We start from the raw sequence: 22787 nt of genomic DNA on the forward strand, positions 1-22787 counted from the left end.
GAATTATGATGGTTAAACCTAAGTATCAACGTGTCGTATTAAAGTTAAGTGGAGAAGCGCTAGCCGGAGAAGACGGTTTTGGCATTAAACCACCAGTCATTAAAGAAATCGTCCAAGAAATTAAAGAGGTCCATGAATTAGGTATCGAAATGGCCATCGTAGTCGGCGGTGGAAACATCTGGCGTGGACAAATTGGTGCTCAAATGGGCATGGAACGTGCACAAGCAGATTATATGGGCATGTTAGCTACTGTGATGAATGCCTTAGCATTGCAAGATACATTAGAAAATCTTGGTGTGCCTACACGTGTTCAAACATCAATTGAAATGCGTCAAATTGCAGAACCATACATTCGTCGTCGTGCAGAACGTCATTTAGAAAAAGGCCGCGTTGTTATTTTTGCCGGAGGAACAGGAAATCCTTACTTCTCGACAGATACAACGGCTGCGTTACGAGCTGCAGAAGTAGATGCGGACGTCATCTTAATGGCGAAGAACAATGTTGATGGTGTTTATTCTGCGGATCCACGTGTGGATGAAACAGCGACAAAATTTGAAGAACTAACACATTTAGATGTTATTTCTAAAGGGCTGCAAGTAATGGATTCAACAGCAAGCTCATTAAGTATGGATAACGATATTCCTTTAGTTGTCTTTAACCTAAATGAAGCAGGAAATATCCGTCGTGCCATCCTTGGTGAAAATATCGGAACAACTGTAAGGGGGAAATAAAGAATGTCTAAAGAAGTTTTAGCAACAGCCAAAGAAAAAATGACAAAAGCGGAAGAAAGCTTACGCCGTGAATTAGGTCAAATTCGTGCTGGTCGTGCGAACGCAAGTCTATTAGACCGTATTCAAGTAGAATATTATGGTGCACCAACACCAGTTAACCAATTAGCAAGTATCAATATCCCAGAAGCTCGTGTATTAATGATTACACCGTTTGACAAAAATTCTATCGCTGACATTGAAAAAGCTATTCAAATGAGTGATATCGGCATTAGCCCAACCAATGATGGAAATGTCATCCGTTTAGTGATTCCACAATTAACGGAAGAACGTCGGAAAGAATTAGCCAAAGACGTGAAAAAAGAAGCGGAGAACTCAAAAGTTGCTGTCCGTAACGTTCGTCGTGATGCAATGGATGAATTAAAAAAAGCTCAAAAAAATGGCGATATCACTGAAGATGAATTACGTTCATTTGAAAAAGATGTTCAAAAATTAACAGATGATAGCATCAAAAATATCGATGCGATTACTGCTGAAAAAGAACAAGAACTTTTAGAAGTATAAAATCAATCACTAATAAAAATTATTGAATCCAGAGAAGCAAATGCTCTGGATTTTTTTGTATAGATGAGGAAGGCGTATCTCAAAGCTCTCTTTGCGAAAGTCATTCTAAAGTAATTATTTAAGAAAACGCTTTCTTGAATAAATTTTTTTATTCTACCAGAATTTTTTTCTTTGTGTAGGGACGATCACTTAAAAATATAGAGAAACTTTGAAATATCAGTCTTTTAAAATTTTCCTTCACAAATTGAATCCTAAAATTTGATGATAAGAGTTGTTATTTTTAGCAATTGTAATTTGCGATTCATTCTCAATTAGGCTAAAATGAGTGAGAACGGAAAAACGATTAAAACAAGTTGGAGGGAATTGTACATGTCTGTGTTAGAAATCAAAAATTTACACGTATCAATTGAAGATAAAAAGATTCTAAAAGGGGTCGATTTAACAATTAATACTGGAGAAATCCATGCAATTATGGGACCTAATGGAACTGGTAAATCTACTTTATCAGCAGCAATTATGGGAAATCCTAACTATGAAGTCACAGAAGGAGAAATTCTATTTGACGGCGTCAACGTTTTAGATTTAGAGGTAGACGAACGTGCTCGCTTAGGTTTATTCTTAGCAATGCAATACCCAAGTGAAATTCCAGGGATTACCAATGCTGAATTCATGCGTGCAGCAATCAATGCAAAACGTGACGAAGACAACAAAATGTCAGTCATGCAGTTCTTAAAAAAATTAGATAGCAAAATGGAATTATTAAATATGCCTGAAGAAATGGCTGAGCGTTACTTAAACGAAGGGTTTTCTGGCGGCGAGAAAAAACGAAATGAAATTTTACAATTATTGATGTTAGAGCCTACGTTTGCCATTTTAGATGAAATTGATTCAGGCTTAGATATCGATGCGTTAAAAGTAGTTTCTAAAGGGGTTAATGAAATGCGCGGCGAGAACTTTGGTGCGTTAATTATTACCCATTATCAACGCTTATTGAACTATATCACGCCAGATGTTGTTCATATCATGATGGAAGGCCGCGTTGTGAAAACCGGTGGGGCTGACTTGGCAAAACGTTTAGAAACAGAAGGCTATGCTGGTATCAGCCAAGAATTAGGTATTGATTACAAAGAAGAAGCGTAAGGAGGACAAGATAAATGAAAAAAGTAAATCTAATGGATTATCTTGACGAAGTCACCGCTTTTTCACTAGAACATGAAGAACCAGCTTGGATGACTGAATTGCGAACAACGGCTTTAAAAAACGCTGACGAAAGTGAGTTACCACATATTGATCGTGTGAAATTTCATCGTTGGCCTTTATTAAATGTTCACATGGAAAGTTATGTGCCTTCTGAAGGAAATGTCGCAAGTTTTGATCAAATGAAAGACAATCCTTTAATTGTTCAACAAGGATCTTTCCATGCTTTTGAGCAATTGCCAGCCTCATTAGCGGAACAAGGGGTAATTTTTACAGACATTTTTACTGCTTTACAAGAGCACCCAGAATTAGTTAAAGAATACTATATGACTAAAGCTGTATTACCAGAAGAAGATAAGCTGACAGCAGCTCATGCAGCTTTCATGAATAGTGGCGTTTTCTTATACGTTCCTAAAAACGTAGTGATTGAAGAGCCCATTGAATCTTTGTTTATTCAGGATTCAGATAGCAACCAACCTTTCTTTAAACATGTTTTAATCGTTGCAGATAATCATAGTGAATTCAGTTATTTAGAACGTTTTCAATCAACTGGTCATCACGCAGAGAAAGCTTCTGGAAATATCGTTGTGGAAGTGATTGCGAAAGATGGCGCAAAAGTTAAATACTCAGCCGTGGATCAATTAGGGCAAACTGTAACGACTTATATGAATCGTCGTGGCTATATTATGCGGGATGCCTCTGTTGATTGGGCTCTAGGCGTCATGAATGATGGCGATGTTGTGGCTGATTTTGATTCTGATTTAGTTGGCGAAGGCGCTCATTCAGAAGTTAAAGTCGTTGCAATTAGTGCAGGTAAACAAACACAAGGCATCGACACACGAGTGACAAACAAAGCGCCACATTCAATTGGTCATATTTTACAACATGGAGTTATTCGTGAACGTGGTACTTTAACGTTTAACGGAATTGGCCACATTTTAAAAGGAGCAAAAGGAGCCGACGCACAGCAAGAAAGTCGTGTTTTAATGTTGTCTGATAAAGCTCGTGGTGATGCCAATCCAATTCTTTTAATTGATGAAAATGAAGTGACTGCCGGACACGCAGCCAGCGTTGGTCGAGTAGATCCAGAAGAAATGTATTATTTAATGAGCCGCGGCTTGCGTAAAGAAGAAGCGGAACGTTTGGTGATTCGTGGCTTCCTAGGTTCTGTCATTACAGCAATTCCAGTTAAAGAAGTACAAAATGAATTTGTAGAAGTAATCGAAGGGAAGTTAAACGCATGATGGATGCAGCAACCATTCGTCAATCGTTTCCTATTTTATTTCAAGAAGTTAATGATGAACCGCTAGTTTATTTAGACAATGCTGCAACAACCCAAAAACCAACGGCAGTGTTAGATGTTTTACGACATTATTATGAAACCGATAATGCCAATGTTCATCGTGGGGTGCACACGTTAGCCGAACGAGCAACGAAGGACCATGAGGCCTCCCGCGAAAAGGTTCGCCAATTTATCCATGCCAAAGAAACAGCGGAAGTTTTATTTACACGAGGAACAACAACCAGTTTGAATTGGATTGCCAAAAGTTATGGTGACTTGGCAGTTACAGCCGGGGATGAAATCGTCATATCTTACATGGAACATCATTCAAACATTATTCCCTGGCAACAATTAGCCCAACGTACAGGAGCCATTTTGAAGTATATAGACGTCACTGAAGACGGCTTTTTAGACATGGCAAGTGCACGTCAACAAATTACAGAAAAAACGAAAATTGTTTCGATTGCTCATGTTTCAAATGTGTTAGGGGTCATTAATCCAATCGAAGAATTAACACAATTAGCTCATCAAAATGGCGCTGTGATGGTGGTAGACGGCGCGCAAGCAGTTCCTCATATGCCTGTGGACGTTCAAGCCATCGATGCTGATTTTTATGCATTTAGTGGTCACAAAATGTGTGGACCAACTGGAATTGGTGTCCTTTATGGCAAACGTCATTTATTGGAACAAATGGAACCTGTGGAATTTGGTGGCGAAATGATTGACTTTGTTCATCTTCAAGAAAGTACTTGGAAAGAGCTTCCATGGAAATTTGAAGCTGGCACACCTAATATTGCTGGGGCAATTGCCTTAGGTGCCGCCATTGATTATTTAACAGAAATTGGTTTGGAGGCCATTCATCAACATGAAGCAGCCCTTGTTCACTATGTTTTGCCGAAGTTGCAAGCTATCGAGGGCTTGACGATTTATGGTCCACAGAATCCAAAAGACCACACAGGTGTGATTGCTTTTAATATTGAAGGTTTACATCCACATGATGTGGCTACGGCGTTAGATATGGAAGGGGTCGCTGTCAGAGCGGGTCACCATTGCGCGCAACCGTTATTAAACTATTTGAGCGTGCCAGCAACCGCACGGGCAAGTTTTTATTTATACAATACCAAAGAAGACGCAGATCGCTTAGTTGAAGCGATTAAAGCGACAAAGGAGTTTTTCCAGCATGGCACTTTCTAAATTAGATAACTTATATCGCCAAGTCATTTTGGACCATTCTAGCCACCCACATCACCACGGAACGCTAGATGCGTCTAGCCAAACAATTGAACTGAATAATCCTACTTGTGGAGACGTGATTGAACTGGATGTGGTCATTGAAGACGGTGTGATTAAAGATATCGCCTTTCAAGGAAGTGGCTGTTCCATCAGTACAGCAAGTGCTAGTATGATGACTGATGCAGTCTTAGGAAAAACAATCGCCGAAGCAACGGCCTTAGCAGAGGATTTCTCTCAACTTGTTCAAGGAAATGAAGTGGCCGAAGATGAAAAATTAGGCGATGCAGCAATGTTAAGCGGCGTAGCTAAATTTCCAGCTCGGATTAAATGTGCAACCTTGGCTTGGAAAGCCTTAGAGCAGGCTGTTGCTAATAACGGCCAAGGCGAAGCCGGTCATTTACATTGTGAAAAATAAAGAAAGGGTGACGACGAATTGAGTACAGTACCTGAATTAGAAGAATATAAATTTGGCTTTCACGACGATGTGGAACCAGTCTTTAGTACCGGAGACGGTCTAACAGAAGACGTCGTTCGCGAAATTTCTCGCGTGAAAGGCGAACCAGAATGGATGCTTGACTTCCGTTTAAAATCGTTAGAACAATTCAATAAAATGCCCATGCAAGAATGGGGTCCAGACCTGTCAGATATTGACTTTAGTAAAATTAAATATTACCAAAAACCGAGTGACAAACCCGCACGCGATTGGGATGATGTACCTGATAAAATCAAAGAAACCTTTGAAAAAATTGGGATTCCCGAAGCTGAGCGTGCTTATCTAGCTGGGGCTTCTGCTCAATATGAATCAGAAGTTGTTTACCACAACATGAAAGAAGAATTTGAAAAATTAGGCATCATTTTTACAGATACTGACTCTGCTTTAAAAGAATATCCTGACCTATTCAAAGAGTATTTTTCAAAACTTGTGCCGCCAACAGATAATAAATTGGCCGCTTTAAACTCAGCTGTTTGGTCAGGCGGAACCTTTATTTATGTACCAAAAGGCGTTCGAGTTGATGTACCATTACAAACATATTTCCGAATCAACGCTGAAAATACCGGCCAATTTGAACGGACCTTGATTATTGTCGATGAAGGGGCCAGCGTTCACTATGTTGAAGGTTGTACGGCACCCACGTATTCAAGTAACAGCTTGCATGCGGCCATCGTAGAAATTTTCACTAGAAAAGATGCTTATTGTCGTTATACCACTATTCAAAACTGGTCAGATAACGTCTACAACCTAGTAACCAAACGTGCTAAAGCTTACGAAGGTGCCACTGTCGAATGGATTGATGGGAACCTAGGAGCTAAAACAACCATGAAATACCCAAGCGTTTACTTAGATGGCAAAGGTGCCCGTGGCACGATGTTATCGATTGCCTTTGCTGGTGCTAACCAAATCCAAGATACTGGGGCCAAAATGATTCACAATGCGCCGAATACCTCTAGCTCAATTGTTTCAAAATCAATTGCTAAAGACGGCGGCGAAGTTAACTACCGTGGCCAAGTGACTTTTGGAAAAGACAGCGCAGGTTCGATTTCCCACATCGAATGCGACACGATTATCATGGACGAAAAATCAAAATCAGATACAATTCCATTTAACGAAATCCATAACAGCCAAGTGTCCTTGGAACATGAAGCCAAAGTTTCAAAAATTTCTGAAGAACAATTATATTATCTAATGAGTCGCGGCTTATCTGAAGCCGAAGCGACAGAAATGATTGTTATGGGCTTTGTTGAACCATTTACGAAAGAATTACCGATGGAATATGCGGTTGAGTTGAATCGCTTGATTAGTTATGAGATGGAAGGGTCAGTAGGATAGTTTTTCACTCTACCAACAAATAATCAACCAAAATAACAACGGAAAGCCAGACAAGAAACATACTAATCATGCTTCTTCAAAGAAAGCACAAATAGAAAAAGCGATGACTCCATAGAGATTTTCTTCTCGAGTCATCGCTTTTTCTTATATTTTAGTTAAAAAATCATTTTACTAAAGGTTGAAGTAACTTGTTCCAGAAACTAATGAGTGGGCCAGCACCAAATGCACAAATGATTGTCCCAATCCCAATTGGACCACCAGCAATAAAGCCAATTAATAGGACCAACAAATCTTGTGCTTTTCGAACAGAAGCGTAAGGTTTGTTGGTTTGTTGACAGATGGTTGGCGCAATCGCATCATAGGGGGATTCACCTTGATCTGTAGCCATGTATAAGGCGCAGCCAAATGTAAAAATCAGGACTCCGACGAATAAAGAAAGTAGTTTGCCAATTGTTGAGCCTCCTAAACTATTGGCGTAAGGTTGAAGCCAAGTAGAAATCTGTTGAATCAAAATCCCTACTAAAAGCATATTTAAAATAGTTCCTAGACCAATGGCTTTTTTGTTTTTTAAATAGACATAGAATAGAATAAACGCATTGACAATAATTTGAAAAATGCCTAATTGCATACCAAACATTGAAGAAAGTCCGATATTCATAGCAGTGAAAGGATCAACTCCTAAACCTGCCACTCTTAAAGTGGATGCGCCAATCCCGATAATAACTAAACCAATTAAAATTAAAAGAACATTTTTGACTAGTTTCATGATAAGCCTCCTGAATAGATTTTGTGTGTGATAGTACAAAGTCTGCAACAAAAATTCATAGAGAATTTTTGTTGCAGACTACTTTTTAACCAGCTCCGTGTTGGAACGAAGGGTATAGAGACATCCCACCATCTACAAAGAGTGTTGTTCCGGTTACGTATGAGGATTCATCAGAAGCTAACCAAGCGGCCGCAGCAGCTACTTGATTTGGTTTACCAATAATGCCCATAGGAACCATGCTCGTTGTTTGTTTTAACTGTTCGGGATCGGAAAATTTTTCAGCATTAATAGGTGTGTTAATCGCTCCAGGTGCAATACAGTTGGCACGAATACCATATTCCGCATATTCCAAAGCGATTGTTTTCGTGAACATTTCGGTTGCGCCTTTACTTGCCGCATAGTGGGCGAACGTTGGCCAAGGAATTCTTTGGTGAACGGAGGACATATTAATGATTGACCCTTTGATTTTTTGATCTCTAAATATTCGGAGTGCCTCTCTAGAACCCAAAAAGACACCGCTTAAATTGACATCAATGACACGTTGCCATTCTTTTAATGGCATATCAATTGTCGGAAAAGAAGCCTCCACACCGGCGTTATTTACCCAAATGTCAACATGACCAAACTCTTTTAAAGCGGTTTCAGCTAACGCTTTAATATCTTCTTCATTAGAGACATCAGCCTTCACGAATTTTACGCGGTCTGCGTGCTTGGCTTGAACATCTTCAAATTCTTTAGGCAGCTCACCGACATAGTCAGCAACAACATTCATACCTTCTAAGATATAACGCAGAGTAATAAATAATCCTAAACCCGTAGCTGCACCAGTGACAACGGCCACTTTACCATGTAATTCTCCATACATTGATTCATTCCCCCTAAAATTACTATTAATACTTTCATGGTAGCACATGTCAATCAGCGTGTTGATAAAATACGACAAACTGTCGGAAAAGTTTATGGTCTAAAGTTAGCTACTATTGTTGAAGGTCTTTAAAAAAATACTGGTCGTAGTAATCAATTCCTCTCATTTATAGAGTTTTCTAAAAAAACACAAAATATCTAGGCGAAGTGGTCAAGTCCAATGGTTATTTATGAGTGAATATGCTAAAATAAAACTTGTCTTACATAAGGAAAGATTTGTTCACTAACAGTGGCGACTGTTCTCAGTAAACAGTTGCACTGGTTTATCGGGAAGGGAACAGAGCAAGTTTTACGAGACTTTCCCATGTAATAATAAAAAGCACTGAACGTCAGTGAATGAAGGAAGAAGGACATCTATGAAAACAATTATCACATTCATTATTGTCTTCGGTATTCTTGTCCTCGTACATGAATTTGGCCACTTTTATTTTGCAAAACGAGCGGGTATTTTAGTTCGTGAGTTTGCAATCGGAATGGGACCAAAGATTTTTGCGCATCGTGGAAAAGATGGCACCACTTATACGATTCGCTTATTGCCAATTGGTGGCTATGTGCGAATGGCTGGGATGGGCGAAGACATGACAGAAATCACACCAGGTATGCCTCTATCTGTTGAGTTAAATGCCGTGGGTAATGTGGTTAAAATTAATACAAGTAAAAAAGTACAATTACCTCATAGTATTCCGATGGAAGTCGTTGATTTTGATCTTGAAAAAGAATTATTCATCAAGGGCTATGTCAATGGAAACGAGGAAGAAGAAACCGTTTATAAAGTTGACCATGATGCAACGATTATTGAAAGTGATGGAACCGAGGTGCGGATTGCGCCACTTGACGTTCAATTTCAATCAGCGAAATTATCGCAACGCATTTTAACGAACTTTGCGGGACCCATGAATAACTTTATCTTAGGGTTTATTCTGTTTACGTTAGCGGTCTTTCTACAAGGAGGCGTCACTGATTTAAACACGAACCAAATTGGACAAGTGATTCCTAATGGCCCGGCGGCAGAAGCTGGGTTGAAAGAAAACGATAAAGTCTTATCGATTAATAATCAAAAAATCAAAAAATACGAAGATTTTACAACCATTGTGCAGAAGAACCCCGAAAAGCCGTTGACGTTCATAGTTGAGCGTAACGGCAAAGAAGAGCAACTAACAGTGACACCAGAAAAACAAAAAGTGGAAAAACAAACGATTGGTAAAGTCGGCGTTTATCCTTATATGAAAACCGATTTACCGTCAAAATTGATGGGTGGTATTCAGGATACTTTGAATAGTACGACACAGATTTTTAAAGCACTCGGCTCACTATTCACAGGCTTTAGTTTAAACAAACTAGGTGGGCCAGTCATGATGTTTAAATTATCGGAAGAAGCATCCAATGCTGGAGTAAGTACAGTTGTATTCTTAATGGCCATGTTGTCAATGAACTTAGGGATTATTAATTTGTTGCCAATCCCAGCTTTAGATGGCGGGAAAATTGTCTTAAACATTATTGAAGGTGTACGTGGAAAACCAATTAGTCCTGAAAAAGAAGGCATCATTACGTTAATTGGCTTTGGGTTTGTCATGGTGTTAATGGTGTTAGTTACTTGGAACGATATTCAACGCTTTTTCTTTTAAGGAGAAAGCTTAAGTAAAAAAGTGTGTAAAGAAATCAAAAATAGTTGATTTTAAAATAGAGGAGAGTTTTAATGAAACAGTCAAAAATGTTAATTCCAACGTTAAGAGAAGTACCAAATGATGCAGAAGTCTTAAGTCATCAAATTCTGTTGCGCGCAGGCTATATTCGTCAAGTCGCTGCAGGGATCTATTCTTATTTACCTTTAGCCAATCGTGTTTTAGAAAAATTAAAAACGATTATGCGAGAAGAATTTGAGAAAATTGATGCAGTTGAAATGTTAATGCCTGCGTTATTACCCGCAGAACTTTGGAAAGAATCAGGCCGTTATGAAACTTATGGACCTAACTTGTATCGCTTAAAAGATCGCAATGACCGTGACTATATCTTAGGCCCAACGCATGAAGAAACCTTCACAGAATTAATTCGTGATGAAATCAATTCTTACAAACGATTACCTTTGAATTTATACCAAATTCAAACAAAATATCGTGATGAAAAACGCCCACGTTCTGGCTTATTAAGAGGCCGTGAATTTATCATGAAAGATGGCTATTCTTTCCATGCCGATGAAGCTAGTTTAGATCAATCATACCGTGATTACGAAAAAGCTTACTCACGCATTTTTGAACGCTGTGGACTAGAATTCCGTGCCATTATTGGGGACGGTGGTGCCATGGGTGGTAAAGATTCTAAAGAATTTATGGCGATTTCTGAAATTGGGGAAGATACTATTTGTTATTCAACAGAAAGTGATTATGCTGCCAATTTAGAAATGGCAACAAGTCTTTATACGCCGAAAAAATCACATGAAACACAATTAGATTTAGAAAAAATTGCAACACCAGAAGTGGGTACAATTGCCGAAGTGGCAAACTTCTTTGAAGTTGAGCCACAACGAATTATTAAATCAGTACTATTTATTGCCGATGAAGAGCCAGTAATGGTCTTGGTTCGTGGCGATCATGATGTCAATGATGTCAAATTGAAAAACTTCTTAGGCGCTGATTTCTTAGATGAAGCAACAGAAGAAGATGCTCGCCGTGTCTTAGGAGCGGGCTTTGGTTCAATTGGTCCAGTCAATGTTTCCGAAGATGTTAAAATTTATGCAGATTTAGCTGTTCAAGATTTAGCCAACGCCATTGTTGGAGCTAACGAAGATGGCTATCATTTGACAAATGTAAATCCAGATCGTGACTTCCAACCAATTAGTTACGAAGATTTACGCTTTGTTCAAGAAGGCGATCCTTCTCCTGATGGCAATGGTGTCTTAGCCTTTACTAAAGGAATCGAAATTGGTCATATCTTTAAATTAGGAACGCGTTACAGTGATGCTATGGGCGCAACAGTTTTAGATGAAAACGGTCGTGAAAAATCAGTGATCATGGGTTGCTATGGCATCGGCGTTAGTCGTTTACTTTCAGCAATCGTTGAACAAAATGCAGACGAGCGTGGTATTAATTGGCCAACAGGAATTGCGCCATTTGATTTACACGTGGTCCAAATGAATGTGAAAGATGAGTATCAAACAAAACTATCACAAGAAGTTGAAGCAATGATGACCGAAGCGGGCTACGAAGTATTAGTTGATGACCGCAACGAGCGCGCAGGCGTAAAATTTGCTGATGCTGATTTAATTGGTTGTCCAATCCGTATCACAGTCGGGAAAAAAGCAGTCGATGGTGTGGTAGAAGTCAAAATCAAACGTACTGGTGAAATGTTGGAAGTACGCAAAGAAGAATTAGAAAGTACACTTTCTATTTTGATGAACACAACATCAGAAGCGGAATAATAATGAAAAGGGCGGACAGAATGATTAGGATAAACTGTTTCCGCCACTTATCAGCGTTTAAGCTTGAAGCAAAAATCTAAAGTGATTTTTGCTTCAAGCTCTTCTTAGCTCTTTTTAGAAAAGAAACAAGATTGTTTTTTTACAAAAAACGAGTATACTTAATAGAGAAGCGAATGCAGAGAAACCGAAAAAAGGCACTTGACAGATTTGTCTGAGGGCCTTTTTTCAATGATAGAAGGAGGTTCATTTTGTGACAGAAAAAGCACGCGATTTATTTGATAAACTGATGACGCAAATTCAGTTAGATGACACAGCGAAAGAACATCCCTTAATTCAAAATGGCCGGATTGACAAGGTCATTGTTCACCAACAAAGTCGCTTATGGGAATTTCATTTAAGTTTTGATGAATTGATGCCAGTGATGCTATATCAAACATTTATGCAACAATTGGAACTAGCTTTTCAACAAATTGCGCAGGTTTCCGTTCAAATAACCACAAATCAGACAACATTTACTGAGGAACAATTAACGGATTATTGGCAATTGGCCTTGTTAAATAGTCAATGCAATACACCGTTAGTTCAGAAAGTCTTAAAAACACAGACACCACAATTTGAAGATCGGAAAATTATCTTACCTGTTGATAATGAAGCAGTTATTCCTTATTTGAAGCAACAATATTTACCAATTATTGAGGAACTTTATTTCTCTTACGGGTTTCCTAAATTTCATATTGAACCAAAAATGGATCAACAGCAAGCTGCAGAAGTGCTGAAAAAGTTTGAAGAGCAAAAATTAGAACAAGCCGCAGCCTTTCAACAACAAGCTGCTGAATCGCTTGTTAAACATGAACAAATGAAAAAAGAAAAACAACAACAAGCGCCTGCGTTTGATGGTCCAATTCGTTTAGGTCGGAATATTCCCAATGATGAACCCGTTATGCCAATGGGAAATATACTGGAAGAAGAACGTCGGATAACGATTGAAGGCTTTATTTTTGATAAAGAAGTGCGTGAATTGCGTTCTAAACGAAAAATTTTAATTTTGAAAATAACTGATTATACTTCCTCTTTCGTGGTGAAGAAATTTTCGAATGGGGAAAAAGATGAACAAGTTTTTGATGCGATTCAACCGCAAAGTTGGATTCGTGTTCGTGGTAGTGTACAAGAAGATACCTTCATGCGTGATTTAGTCATGAATGCTCAAGATTTGATGGAAGTCGCCCATGCGCCAAGAAAAGACTACGCGCCAGAAGGTGAAAAACGTGTAGAATTACACATGCATAGTAATATGAGTACAATGGATGCGACCAATAAAGTCGGTGACTTGGTGGCGCAAGCGGGGAAATGGGGTCATAAGGCCATCGCAATTACGGATCATGGCGGCGCCCAAGCGTTTCCTGATGCCCATGCTGCAGGTAAAAAAGCAGGCGTTAAAATTTTATACGGCGTGGAAGCCAATATTGTTGATGATGGTGTACCCATTGCTTACAACGAAGAACATATTGAATTAACAGATGCTACCTATGTGGTCTTTGACGTGGAAACAACGGGGCTTTCCGCTGTTTATGATACAATTATTGAATTGGCCGCAGTCAAAATGCACAAAGGAAATGTCATTGAGACTTTTGAGCAGTTTATTGATCCTGGCCATCCATTATCTCAAACGACAATCAATTTAACTGGGATTACAGATGAAATGGTGCGCGGTTCAAAATCCGAAGAAGAAGTTTTACGCATGTTTAAAGAGTTTTCAGAAGGAACTATTTTAGTGGCCCACAACGCTTCTTTTGATATGGGGTTCTTAAATACAAGTTATGGCAAACATGGAATACCTGAAGCGGCTAATCCCGTCATCGATACATTAGAATTATCCAGATTCTTGTATCCACATTTCAAAAGCCATCGTCTAAATACCTTATCGAAAAAATTTGGCGTCAACTTAGAACAACATCACCGCGCCATCTATGACTCGGAATCAACAGGTCATTTGTGCTGGATTTTCTTAAAAGAAGCGAAAGAGAATCATGATATGCATTTCCATGATGATTTGAATCGTCATATTGGCGAAGGAGACTCATACAAACGAGCTCGACCTTTCCATGCAACGATTTTAGCAACAACTCAAGCAGGATTAAAAAATCTTTTTAAATTAATTTCCATGTCCAATGTAGATTATTTTTTCCGAGTACCACGGATTCCTCGTTCGCAATTATCGAAGTTAAGAGAAGGACTTTTAATCGGTTCCGCATGTTCAAACGGCGAAATTTTTGAAGCAATGATGCAAAAAGGTGTCGAAGAAGCAAAAAATCGTGCCAAATTCTACGATTATATTGAAGTTATGCCCAAACCAGTTTACGCGCCATTAATTGAACAAGAATTGGTGAAAAATGAAGCAGATTTGGAAGAAATTATTAGTAATCTAGTGAAAATCGGTGACGAACTTGGCAAGCTGGTTGTCGCCACTGGAAATGTTCATTATTTAAATGAAGAAGATGCCATCTATCGGAAAATTTTAGTCGGGTCTATGGGTGGCTCTAATCCGTTAAATCGCCATAGTTTACCAAAGGTTCATTTCAGAACCACCGATGAAATGTTAACGGAATTTCAATTTTTAGGACAAGACGTCGCTAAGCGAATTGTAGTAGAAAATCCCAACAAAGTCGCTGATTTATGTGAAGAAGTTATTCCAGTAAAAGACGATTTGTATACGCCAAAAATTCCTGGGTCTGAACAAGAGATCACTGATTTAAGCTACAATCGTGCGCGCGAATTGTATGGCGATCCTTTACCAGAAATTGTCGAAAAACGGTTAGAAAAGGAACTGAATTCGATTAACGGGAATGGTTTCTCGGTCATTTATTTAATTTCTCAAAAACTGGTGCATAAAAGTAATGAAGACGGCTATTTAGTCGGTTCACGGGGCTCTGTCGGTTCGAGTTTTGTTGCGACAATGACAGGGATTACTGAAGTAAATCCTTTAGCGCCACATTATTATTGTCCTGAGTGTCAATATTCTGAGTTCTATGAAGATGGTTCCTATGGTTCAGGGTTTGATATGCCTGAAAAAGCCTGTCCAAAATGTGGTGCTCGATTGTTTAAAGATGGTCACGACATTCCTTTTGAAACGTTCTTAGGGTTCCATGGCGACAAAGTTCCCGATATCGATTTGAACTTTTCTGGCGATTATCAAGCCGAAGCCCATAACTACACGAAAGTTCTTTTTGGTGAAGAATATGTCTACCGGGCAGGAACCATTGGTACAGTAGCCGACAAAACAGCGTATGGCTTTGTTAAAGGATATGAAAGAGATCATAATTTACATTTGCGCGGCGCTGAAATTGATCGCTTAGCTAAAGGTTCAACAGGGGTTAAACGGACGACTGGGCAGCATCCCGGCGGTATTATTGTAATTCCTGATTACATGGATGTTTATGATTTTACGCCAATCCAATACCCTGCAGATGATCAAGAGGCAGAATGGAAAACGACGCACTTTGATTTCCATTCTATTCACGATAATATTTTAAAACTTGATATTCTGGGACATGATGATCCAACCGTGATTCGGATGTTACAAGATTTATCTGGGATTGAGCCAAAAACAATCCCAACAGACGATCCAGAAGTGATGCGTATTTTTGAAGGACCTGATGTTCTAGGTGTGGATGCAGAGCAAATTTATTCTAAAACAGGAACTTTAGGAATTCCTGAATTTGGGACACGTTTCGTTCGAGGTATGTTAGAACAGACCCATCCATCAACTTTTGCAGAATTACTTCAAATTTCTGGACTGTCTCACGGAACCGATGTGTGGCTAGGGAATGCAGAAGAATTGATTCGTCGTGGCGAAGCCAATCTTGCTGAAGTAATTGGTTGTCGGGATGATATCATGGTTTATTTAATTCATGCTGGTTTGGACAGTGGGATGGCCTTTAAGATTATGGAAACGGTACGTAAAGGACAATGGAATAAGATTCCTGATGAACTACGGGATACGTATTTAAATGCGATGAAGGAAAACAACGTCCCTGACTGGTATATTGATTCTTGTTCTAAGATTAAATATATGTTCCCGAAAGCCCATGCGGCAGCATACGTATTAATGGCATTGCGGGTCGCTTACTTTAAAGTTTATTTCCCAATCTTATATTACTGTGCATTTTTCTCCGTTCGGGCGGATGACTTTGACTTAGTGGCAATGTCACAAGGAAAAGAAGCTGTGAAAGCACGAATGAAAGAAATTACGGACAAAGGGATGGATGCCTCCACTAAAGAGAAAAACTTATTAACGGTTTTAGAATTATGTAATGAAATGCTGGAACGGGGCTATAAATTTGGCATGATTGATTTGTACAAATCGGATGCTGAAAATTTTGTGATTGAAGGGGATACCTTGATTGCACCTTTCCGAGCAGTGCCAAGTTTAGGACTCAACGTAGCGAAAGCCATTGTTGCTGCGCGAGAAGAGCAACCGTTCTTATCGAAAGAAGATTTGGCAACACGAGGCAAAGTTTCTAAAACGTTAATTGAATACATGAATGAAAATGGTGTCTTAAAAGACTTGCCAGATGAAAACCAATTATCATTATTTGATATGTTATAAAAGAAAAATCTCTTAGAAAAAGGCTGGTGAAGCAACTTATTCACCGGCCTTTTTTAGTCATCAAATAAATTAGAAAATCATTGCTAGAAGCGTTTTAATTACTTATTAAAAAGCCATCTTTATTTAATTATGTTGAGCTTGTGCATAAAAAGTAAAATGCTTATGATAAATGAAGAGCTTTATTTTTTTTAATAAGAAAGGAATTGGTTATATGGACAAAAAGCAATTACGATGGTTCACCGTCGGGTTAATTGCCTTTAACATGGTCTGGGGTCTTGGAAATGTTGTGAATAATTATGCACAACAAGGGATTTCAGTGGTCACTTCATGGCTTTTGATTTTAGTTTTATATTTTATTCCCTATGCGTTAATCGTAGGACAGTTAGGTTCAACATTTAAAGACAGCAATGGTGGAGTTAGTTCGTGGGTGCAAAACACCAGTACTAAACGTCTAGCCTATTATGCAGCATGGACTTATTGGGTAGTGCACATTCCTTACTTGGCACAAAAACCACAAGCAATTTTAATTGCCTTAGGTTGGGCAGTTCAAGGGAATGGAAACTTAGTCAATACGATGCCAATTGTAACGGTATCATTTATTTCATTAATAATTTTCTTGGTTTTCTTGTTATTATCAACAAAAGGGTTAACCACCTTAAAAGTTATTGGTGGTTTAGCTGGAACCGCCATGTTTGTGATGTCTATTTTATTCATTTTATTAGCGGTAGGCGCTCCATTTATTAATTCAACGGTTGAATTTGCGACGCCAAACATGTCGCAAGTCAGCACCTATATTCCTAAATTTGACTTTAGTTATTTTACAACCGTATCGATGTTAGTTTTTGCGGTAGGTGGCGCTGAAAAAATTTCTCCTTACGTAAATGCAACTAAAAATCCAGCCAAAGAGTTCCCTAAAGGAATGATTTTCCTAGCAGCAATGGTTGGTTTATCGGCTGTTTTAGGTTCATTTGCAATGGGCATGTTATTCTCAAGTGACAATATTCCTAAAGATTTAATGGCAAATGGTGCCTACAGTGCCTTCCAAAAATTAGGCGCATATTATGGTGTCGGTAATCTCTTAATGATTGTTTATGCTTTGACGAATACAGTGGGTCAAGTGGCTGCGTTAGCCTTTTCAATTGATGCTCCACTGAAAATTCTTTTAGCTGAAGCAGATCCAGAATTTGTTCCAAGTTGGTTACGTAAACGTACGAAAAAAGGTACGTTAATTAATGGTTACCTATTAACAGGTATTTTAGTAAGTATTATTATCGCTTTACCGATGTTTGGGTTGAAGGACATGAACGAAGTGGTTAAATGGCTAACTAACTTAAATTCTGTAGTTATGCCAATGCGTTACTTGTGGGTCTTCTTTGCCTATATGCTTCTAAACAAAGCATACAAACAATTTAATTCAGAATATAAATTTGTTAAAAATCCTAAAATTGGTTTTGTGTTTGGTCTTTGGTGTTTCCTATTTACAGCCTTTGCTTGTATCCTAGGAATGGTGCCTAAATTCGAGTATGCCTCAGACCCTCAAGGCTGGTTGTTCCAATTAGCTTCTAACATTGTGACACCAATCGTCTTAATTCTATTAGGAATGATTTTACCAGCAATTGCACGTCGCGAGAAAAAAGACACGATTTTGCCAATTGATTCAGCAGAATAATTGGTTGCATGTTTCAAGGATAAAATAGTCAGTTTAAGTATTTTGCGTGAGATAAATGGTCAATAGGACTGTTTATCTCACGTTTTTTTCTGTCGATTTTTCTCTAAAATTTCTATTGTCTCTTAAAAATATGAGAAAATCAGAAGAATTTCTCCTGTATACTAAAGGTATCTATCATTAAAAAATGGTTATTAACGGAGAAAAGGAAGTGAACCTCATGACTAAAACACTTGAAACACAACCAGAAGAGAAAACGGTCTTTCTTTGTAAAGAAACGAATCCAGATTTTTTAGGACGAGAAATTTATGCGGATAATGTTGAAACACCGTATAATTTTTACTTAATTCGCAAGCTTTATTTAGCGAAAGAGTACCAAAATTTAGCAGAAGGGGAACAATTTTTTGAGGCTTTATGTGAAAGTTGGGATGAATCAGAACAGTTTGAAGAGTTAATTGTTAAAAAGATTTATGTCTATGTTGAAACGGAGTTAATGTACTACACTGTTTATTTTGGAAGCTTTGAGCCGACCACTCGTGACTTACGATTCGCATTGAAACAATGGATGTATGAAATACCGACAACTAAAAATAAAAAAACAGTCCGTATGAATGAAACCAATGTGCAAGTAGTGCCGCAAGAAAATCAATTAACGGAATTAGCTGGTGAAATTGCTGTCTTACGTGAAATGTTGACACTTTTAAAAGAAAATTTAGTTTCCTTAAATGAAGCCGTTAATCAAACGAGAAATCCCGTCATTTCTAGACAAATAAAAACGATCCATTTGAAAAGAGCTTCTCCTGTGATAGCCGCAGAACAGGCATCGCTGAAAATATCAGAGGATACTAATCCGGAACAACCAGACGTCAATCTCTCGCCTGATAATCTGGAAAATCAAGAAGGTAAAACAACTGTAGCAACAAGTGAAGCAGTGCCAATTAAAGAAGCGCTGCCAGAAAAAAAACAAGAAAACCAGCATAGTACCGCGGCAAAACCTTTATTTACTTTTCCACAAGAAACAGAAAAAAGCTCGCTAAATTCAGTGGATAAGTCTGCCGAAAAAGAAGAGGAGCAGAAGCCAGAAAAAGAAGCTGCCTCTATGGAAAGTGAAGAAGAAAGTTCATCAAGTCGGACAATTCCTGCAGACTTTCAACGACAATTGGACGAATTAGAAGAGGAAATTTATCGTCGCTTTATGAGTCGCCAGTTAGAGGATACTGATGGAAATCAAGCAGTACCAAAAATAACGATTGAAAAAAGACAGTTAGAAGCACAAATGTTTGAAGCAAAAGCATTCTCACAATCATTTAAACAAGTTCAAAAGAAAAAAGCAGGAGACGTGCGAATTTGCAATCAGTTAAGTTGTATGAAATTAGAAAAAGGATTAGATAAATTTTTAGATGAAGTTACAGAATATGTTGAAAAGCGGACCCTATTTAATAAAAAGGTTCGTTGTCCGCTCCCAGTAATCAGAGAATTGGAAGGCTATGGGCAATTAAACCAGTATATGCAGAAAATCCTTGACTGTTATTAATCGTTTATTTAGGAGAAGGTAAGACAAAACCGTTCAGTTTATCAGCTTTTAAGCCTGAAACAAAAATCACTTTAGATTTTTGTTTCAGGCTCTTTCTTATTATCTCTGGAAAAGATTTCAAGAGAATTTTTGAAATACTAGTGAAAATCCTATAAATTGTAGTATAATTTTCAAAGATGAATGAAAGGCGTGAAGTCATTGAAAGACAAACAAGTGTATGCAGTAGTTGACCTTGAAACGACTGGAACAGATCCTACAAGTGATCGGATCATTCAGTTTGGATGCGTTCTCGTTCAAGATGGAAAGATTATTGCGAACTTTGCGACAGATGTGAATCCCAATCAAGCAGTACCAAAACAAATTCAAAGTTTAACGGGGATTAGTAATACGCAAGTTCAAAAAGCGCCTTATTTTGAAGATGTAGCACATACAATTTATCATTATCTGGAAGATACTATTTTTGTGGCGCATAACGTCCACTTTGATTATAATTTTTTAGCTCGTGAACTGGTACGGTGTGGCACGCCGCCACTTACCATTCCAGCCATTGATACAGTGGAATTGGCACAGATTTTTTTACCGACAGAAAAAAGTTTCCGTTTAAGTGATTTGTCGGAAAGCTTAGGTTTGTCTCATGAGAATCCCCATCAAGCAGATAGTGATGCGCAGGTTACAGCCGAACTTTTGTTATTAATTCAAGAAAAAATGAAATCTTTACCATTAGTCACTATGGAAAAAATTGCGGAATTAAGTCAACAGACAGCGCGGGAAACCAGTACTTTTATTCAACAAACGTATGAACAAATGAAAAAACAAGTCACACCATTAAATCCAGCTTATCAAGTGGTCAGTGGCATTGCTTTACGCAAAAAAGAAGTTCCTCTTTTTGAAGAAACGTTCTATCAGACTAGCACGTATCCCAAAACTAAAAAAGCCAAAGAAAAACTGTTTGGCGAACGTTTCGCTTATCGTGCGGAACAGAGTCGGATGATGAATTTAGTCTATGATCATTTTACAGAAGGAACGACAAAAGATTTATTTATTGAAGCAGCGACTGGAACGGGAAAAACATTAGGCTATCTGTTGCCGATGAGCTATTTAGCAACGCCAGAAAAACCAGTCATCATTTCAACAGTTTCGATTGTTTTACAAAATCAATTAGTGGAAAAAGATTTACCATTAGCCAATCAAATCTGCCAAGGGAAATTACGAGGCATTGTTATTAAAAGCCATCGACACTATCTTGATTTACAACGCTTTAAGGCAACGTTGAATCAGCCAACTCCGCAAAAACAATACGCTCTTTATCAAATGGGCGTTCTCGTCTGGTTGCTAGAAACAGAAACGGGCGATTTAGATGAACTACAATTGACGAATTTAAATCATTTATTCTGGAAAGAAGTTACACATCGCGGATTGGATTTTCTTTCAAAAAAAGATGAACTTTATGAAGTTGACTTTTTAAGACATCTGTATAAAAAAGTCGCTCAAAGTAACGTGTTGATTGTTAATCATGCATTTTTGGCGCAAGAGTCGCTAAGAAAACAACCGTTATTACCTGAAAGTCCGTGGCTAATTATTGATGAAGCACATCATTTACCAGACATCGCTAGTCGGATGGCGAGCGAACGAGTAAACAGTGTGATACTAAAAAAACAAGTCACGCATTTTATTGAAAAAGAGCAACTTTTTGTTGCTTTACAGCAAATTTTTCAACAGTTTTCTGAAGAGCAGCGGCTTGTAAAAATTTATCAGCAAGGTTTACTGGATTTTGTGGATGAATGGCAAGATTTTCTTTTTGAATTGCATCGTTTATTTAGTAAAACGCAGAAGCGAATAGACCATCAGGAGTTGCTTTTAACCAAAGAACGTATTGATTATTTATCTGCTGCGGGAGAAAAACATAGTCAAACGCTCCAGCTTTTACTGCAGGAGTTGTTAACTATTCAAAGTAAGTTACAGCAAACAATTATGAGTCAGTTGGAAACCTTTAGTTTGGCTGATCGCATCGTTTTTGTTCGCTTGTTTCAATTTTTTGATGAAATTGAACGTATTCACCACTGTTTTACCATTTATCTTGATGATTGGCGTCCACGTTGGGTAAAAGAATATTTACCACAAAATGAAGACCATGGCTTGATTGAAATTCATGACTTAGAAGCTAGTTTGCTTCCTGAAACAAAGTGGTATCCGCGGTATGAACGAATTATTTATACAAGCGGCACATTGAAGTTTGGCAACAATAAAAAGTATTTACCGCAACGGTTAGGTTTAACAGAGGTGACGTTCAAAACCCTGCCAACGCCATATAACTATGCAGAAAATGCGCGAGTCTATGTACCGGAAGAAGCAGTAGCCATTCAAAATGCCTCTTCCTATGAGATGGGTCAATACATTTCAGATACCATTGAAAAATTGATGGCGCAAGAGGAACGTTCGATGTTAGTTCTTTTTACTTCGCATGAATTATTGTCCACCGTGTATCATCAAGTCCAGCCAAGATTATTGGAAAAAGGACAAGAGGTCCTCGCCCAAGGGATTAGCGGCAGTCGTGAAAAAATTCTTAAACGGTTCTCTAATGGAAAACCGAATGTCTTGCTAGGAGCCGATAGCTTTTGGGAAGGTGTGGACTTACCAGGAACAGCTTTACAGTTATTGATAGTCACGCGTTTACCTTTTGAAAATCCGAAACGACCACTTGTGCAAGCAAAATATGCATATTTAGAAGCAGAAGGGATACAACCATTTGCTCAAGAAGCGGTACCGAAAGCAGCCTTACGTTTGCGACAAGCACTGGGCCGTTTAATCCGTTCTGAAGAAGACAGAGGGGCATTGCTGATTCTGGATCGTCGTTTAGTCACTGCAAAATATGGCAAACGATTAATCAAAGCGTTTCCCAAGGGACTCTCAGTAAAAGAAGCGCCCATGCCTGAAATTTTAGAAGAATTAAAGGAATTTTTAAACAAATAATCGATTATTTTTAGGTCATATTTGTGAAAGGCCACTATTTTTCTGCTATAATAAGACCCAGTAAGTTTAGAGAG

Annotated in this window: 15 protein-coding genes; 13 read left to right on the forward strand and 2 right to left on the reverse strand. The window is 38.4% G+C overall.

Annotation, left to right across the window (positions count from 1 at the left end; genetic code table 11):
- Window positions 1-8: 8 nt before the first annotated feature.
- The 7 genes from pyrH to sufB all read left to right on the forward strand — a co-directional run bounded on the left by pyrH (window position 9) and on the right by sufB (window position 6832).
- Window positions 9-731 (forward strand): UMP kinase, encoded by a 723-nt coding sequence (gene pyrH, locus AB3I34_RS12705; RefSeq protein ID WP_002356761.1) that lies wholly within the window; start codon window positions 9-11, stop codon window positions 729-731.
- A 3-nt stretch (window positions 732-734) separates the two neighbouring features.
- Window positions 735-1292, forward strand: coding sequence for a ribosome recycling factor (frr, locus tag AB3I34_RS12710; protein WP_002356762.1), 558 nt, complete (start codon window positions 735-737; stop codon window positions 1290-1292).
- Window positions 1293-1661: 369 nt separating this feature from the next.
- A complete protein-coding gene (sufC, locus tag AB3I34_RS12715) occupies window positions 1662-2432 on the forward strand; it encodes a Fe-S cluster assembly ATPase SufC (protein ID WP_002356763.1) in 771 nt (256 codons plus the stop codon).
- Between the two features lie 14 nt (window positions 2433-2446).
- Window positions 2447-3733, forward strand: coding sequence for a Fe-S cluster assembly protein SufD (sufD, locus tag AB3I34_RS12720; RefSeq protein WP_002368983.1), 1287 nt, complete (start codon window positions 2447-2449; stop codon window positions 3731-3733).
- Window positions 3730-4965, forward strand: coding sequence for a cysteine desulfurase (locus AB3I34_RS12725; RefSeq protein ID WP_085444236.1), 1236 nt, complete (start codon window positions 3730-3732; stop codon window positions 4963-4965). The genes sufD and AB3I34_RS12725 overlap by 4 nt, the downstream gene beginning before the upstream one ends.
- On the forward strand, window positions 4952-5419 hold the full coding sequence (sufU, locus tag AB3I34_RS12730; RefSeq protein WP_010823040.1) for a Fe-S cluster assembly sulfur transfer protein SufU: 468 nt from the start codon (window positions 4952-4954) through the stop codon (window positions 5417-5419). Before AB3I34_RS12725 ends, sufU begins: the two co-directional genes overlap by 14 nt.
- Window positions 5420-5437: 18 nt before the next feature.
- Window positions 5438-6832 carry a Fe-S cluster assembly protein SufB gene (gene sufB / locus AB3I34_RS12735; protein ID WP_002356769.1) on the forward strand — a complete coding sequence of 465 codons (1395 nt, stop codon included), beginning with the start codon at window positions 5438-5440 and terminating at the stop codon, window positions 6830-6832.
- 163 nt (window positions 6833-6995) lie between these two features.
- On the opposite strand, the gene AB3I34_RS12740 is transcribed toward sufB, so the two are convergent.
- The gene (locus AB3I34_RS12740) at window positions 6996-7598 is read right to left on the reverse strand and encodes a YitT family protein (protein WP_002382778.1); all 603 of its coding nucleotides are present in this window, start codon (window positions 7596-7598) and stop codon (window positions 6996-6998) included.
- 85 nt (window positions 7599-7683) lie between these two features.
- Complete coding sequence (locus tag AB3I34_RS12745) at window positions 7684-8463, reverse strand: SDR family oxidoreductase (protein ID WP_262231401.1); 780 nt, start codon at window positions 8461-8463, stop codon at window positions 7684-7686.
- A gap of 415 nt (window positions 8464-8878) precedes the next feature.
- On the opposite strand from AB3I34_RS12745, the gene rseP reads away from it, so the two are divergent.
- The 6 genes from rseP (at window position 8879) to AB3I34_RS12775 (ending at window position 22713) form a co-directional block, all read left to right on the forward strand.
- Window positions 8879-10147: an RIP metalloprotease RseP gene (gene rseP, locus AB3I34_RS12750; RefSeq protein ID WP_002408800.1), complete on the forward strand. Its 1269-nt coding sequence runs from the start codon at window positions 8879-8881 to the stop codon at window positions 10145-10147.
- A 71-nt stretch (window positions 10148-10218) separates the two neighbouring features.
- Window positions 10219-11937: a proline--tRNA ligase gene (locus AB3I34_RS12755; RefSeq protein ID WP_002356780.1), complete on the forward strand. Its 1719-nt coding sequence runs from the start codon at window positions 10219-10221 to the stop codon at window positions 11935-11937.
- Window positions 11938-12187: 250 nt separating this feature from the next.
- A complete protein-coding gene (locus AB3I34_RS12760) occupies window positions 12188-16543 on the forward strand; it encodes a PolC-type DNA polymerase III (RefSeq protein WP_113817328.1) in 4356 nt (1451 codons plus the stop codon).
- A gap of 211 nt (window positions 16544-16754) precedes the next feature.
- Window positions 16755-18212: an amino acid permease gene (locus AB3I34_RS12765; protein ID WP_002356790.1), complete on the forward strand. Its 1458-nt coding sequence runs from the start codon at window positions 16755-16757 to the stop codon at window positions 18210-18212.
- 217 nt (window positions 18213-18429) lie between these two features.
- Entirely contained in the window at window positions 18430-19743 is a 1314-nt protein-coding gene (locus tag AB3I34_RS12770) for a hypothetical protein (RefSeq protein WP_085444234.1), read from the forward strand.
- Window positions 19744-19923: 180 nt separating this feature from the next.
- On the forward strand, window positions 19924-22713 hold the full coding sequence (locus AB3I34_RS12775) for an ATP-dependent DNA helicase DinG (protein WP_085444233.1): 2790 nt from the start codon (window positions 19924-19926) through the stop codon (window positions 22711-22713).
- Window positions 22714-22787 lie beyond the last annotated feature (74 nt).

Source organism: Enterococcus sp. C102(2024), from assembly GCF_040888205.1.
In the GTDB taxonomy this organism is placed as follows: domain Bacteria; phylum Bacillota; class Bacilli; order Lactobacillales; family Enterococcaceae; genus Enterococcus; species Enterococcus faecalis.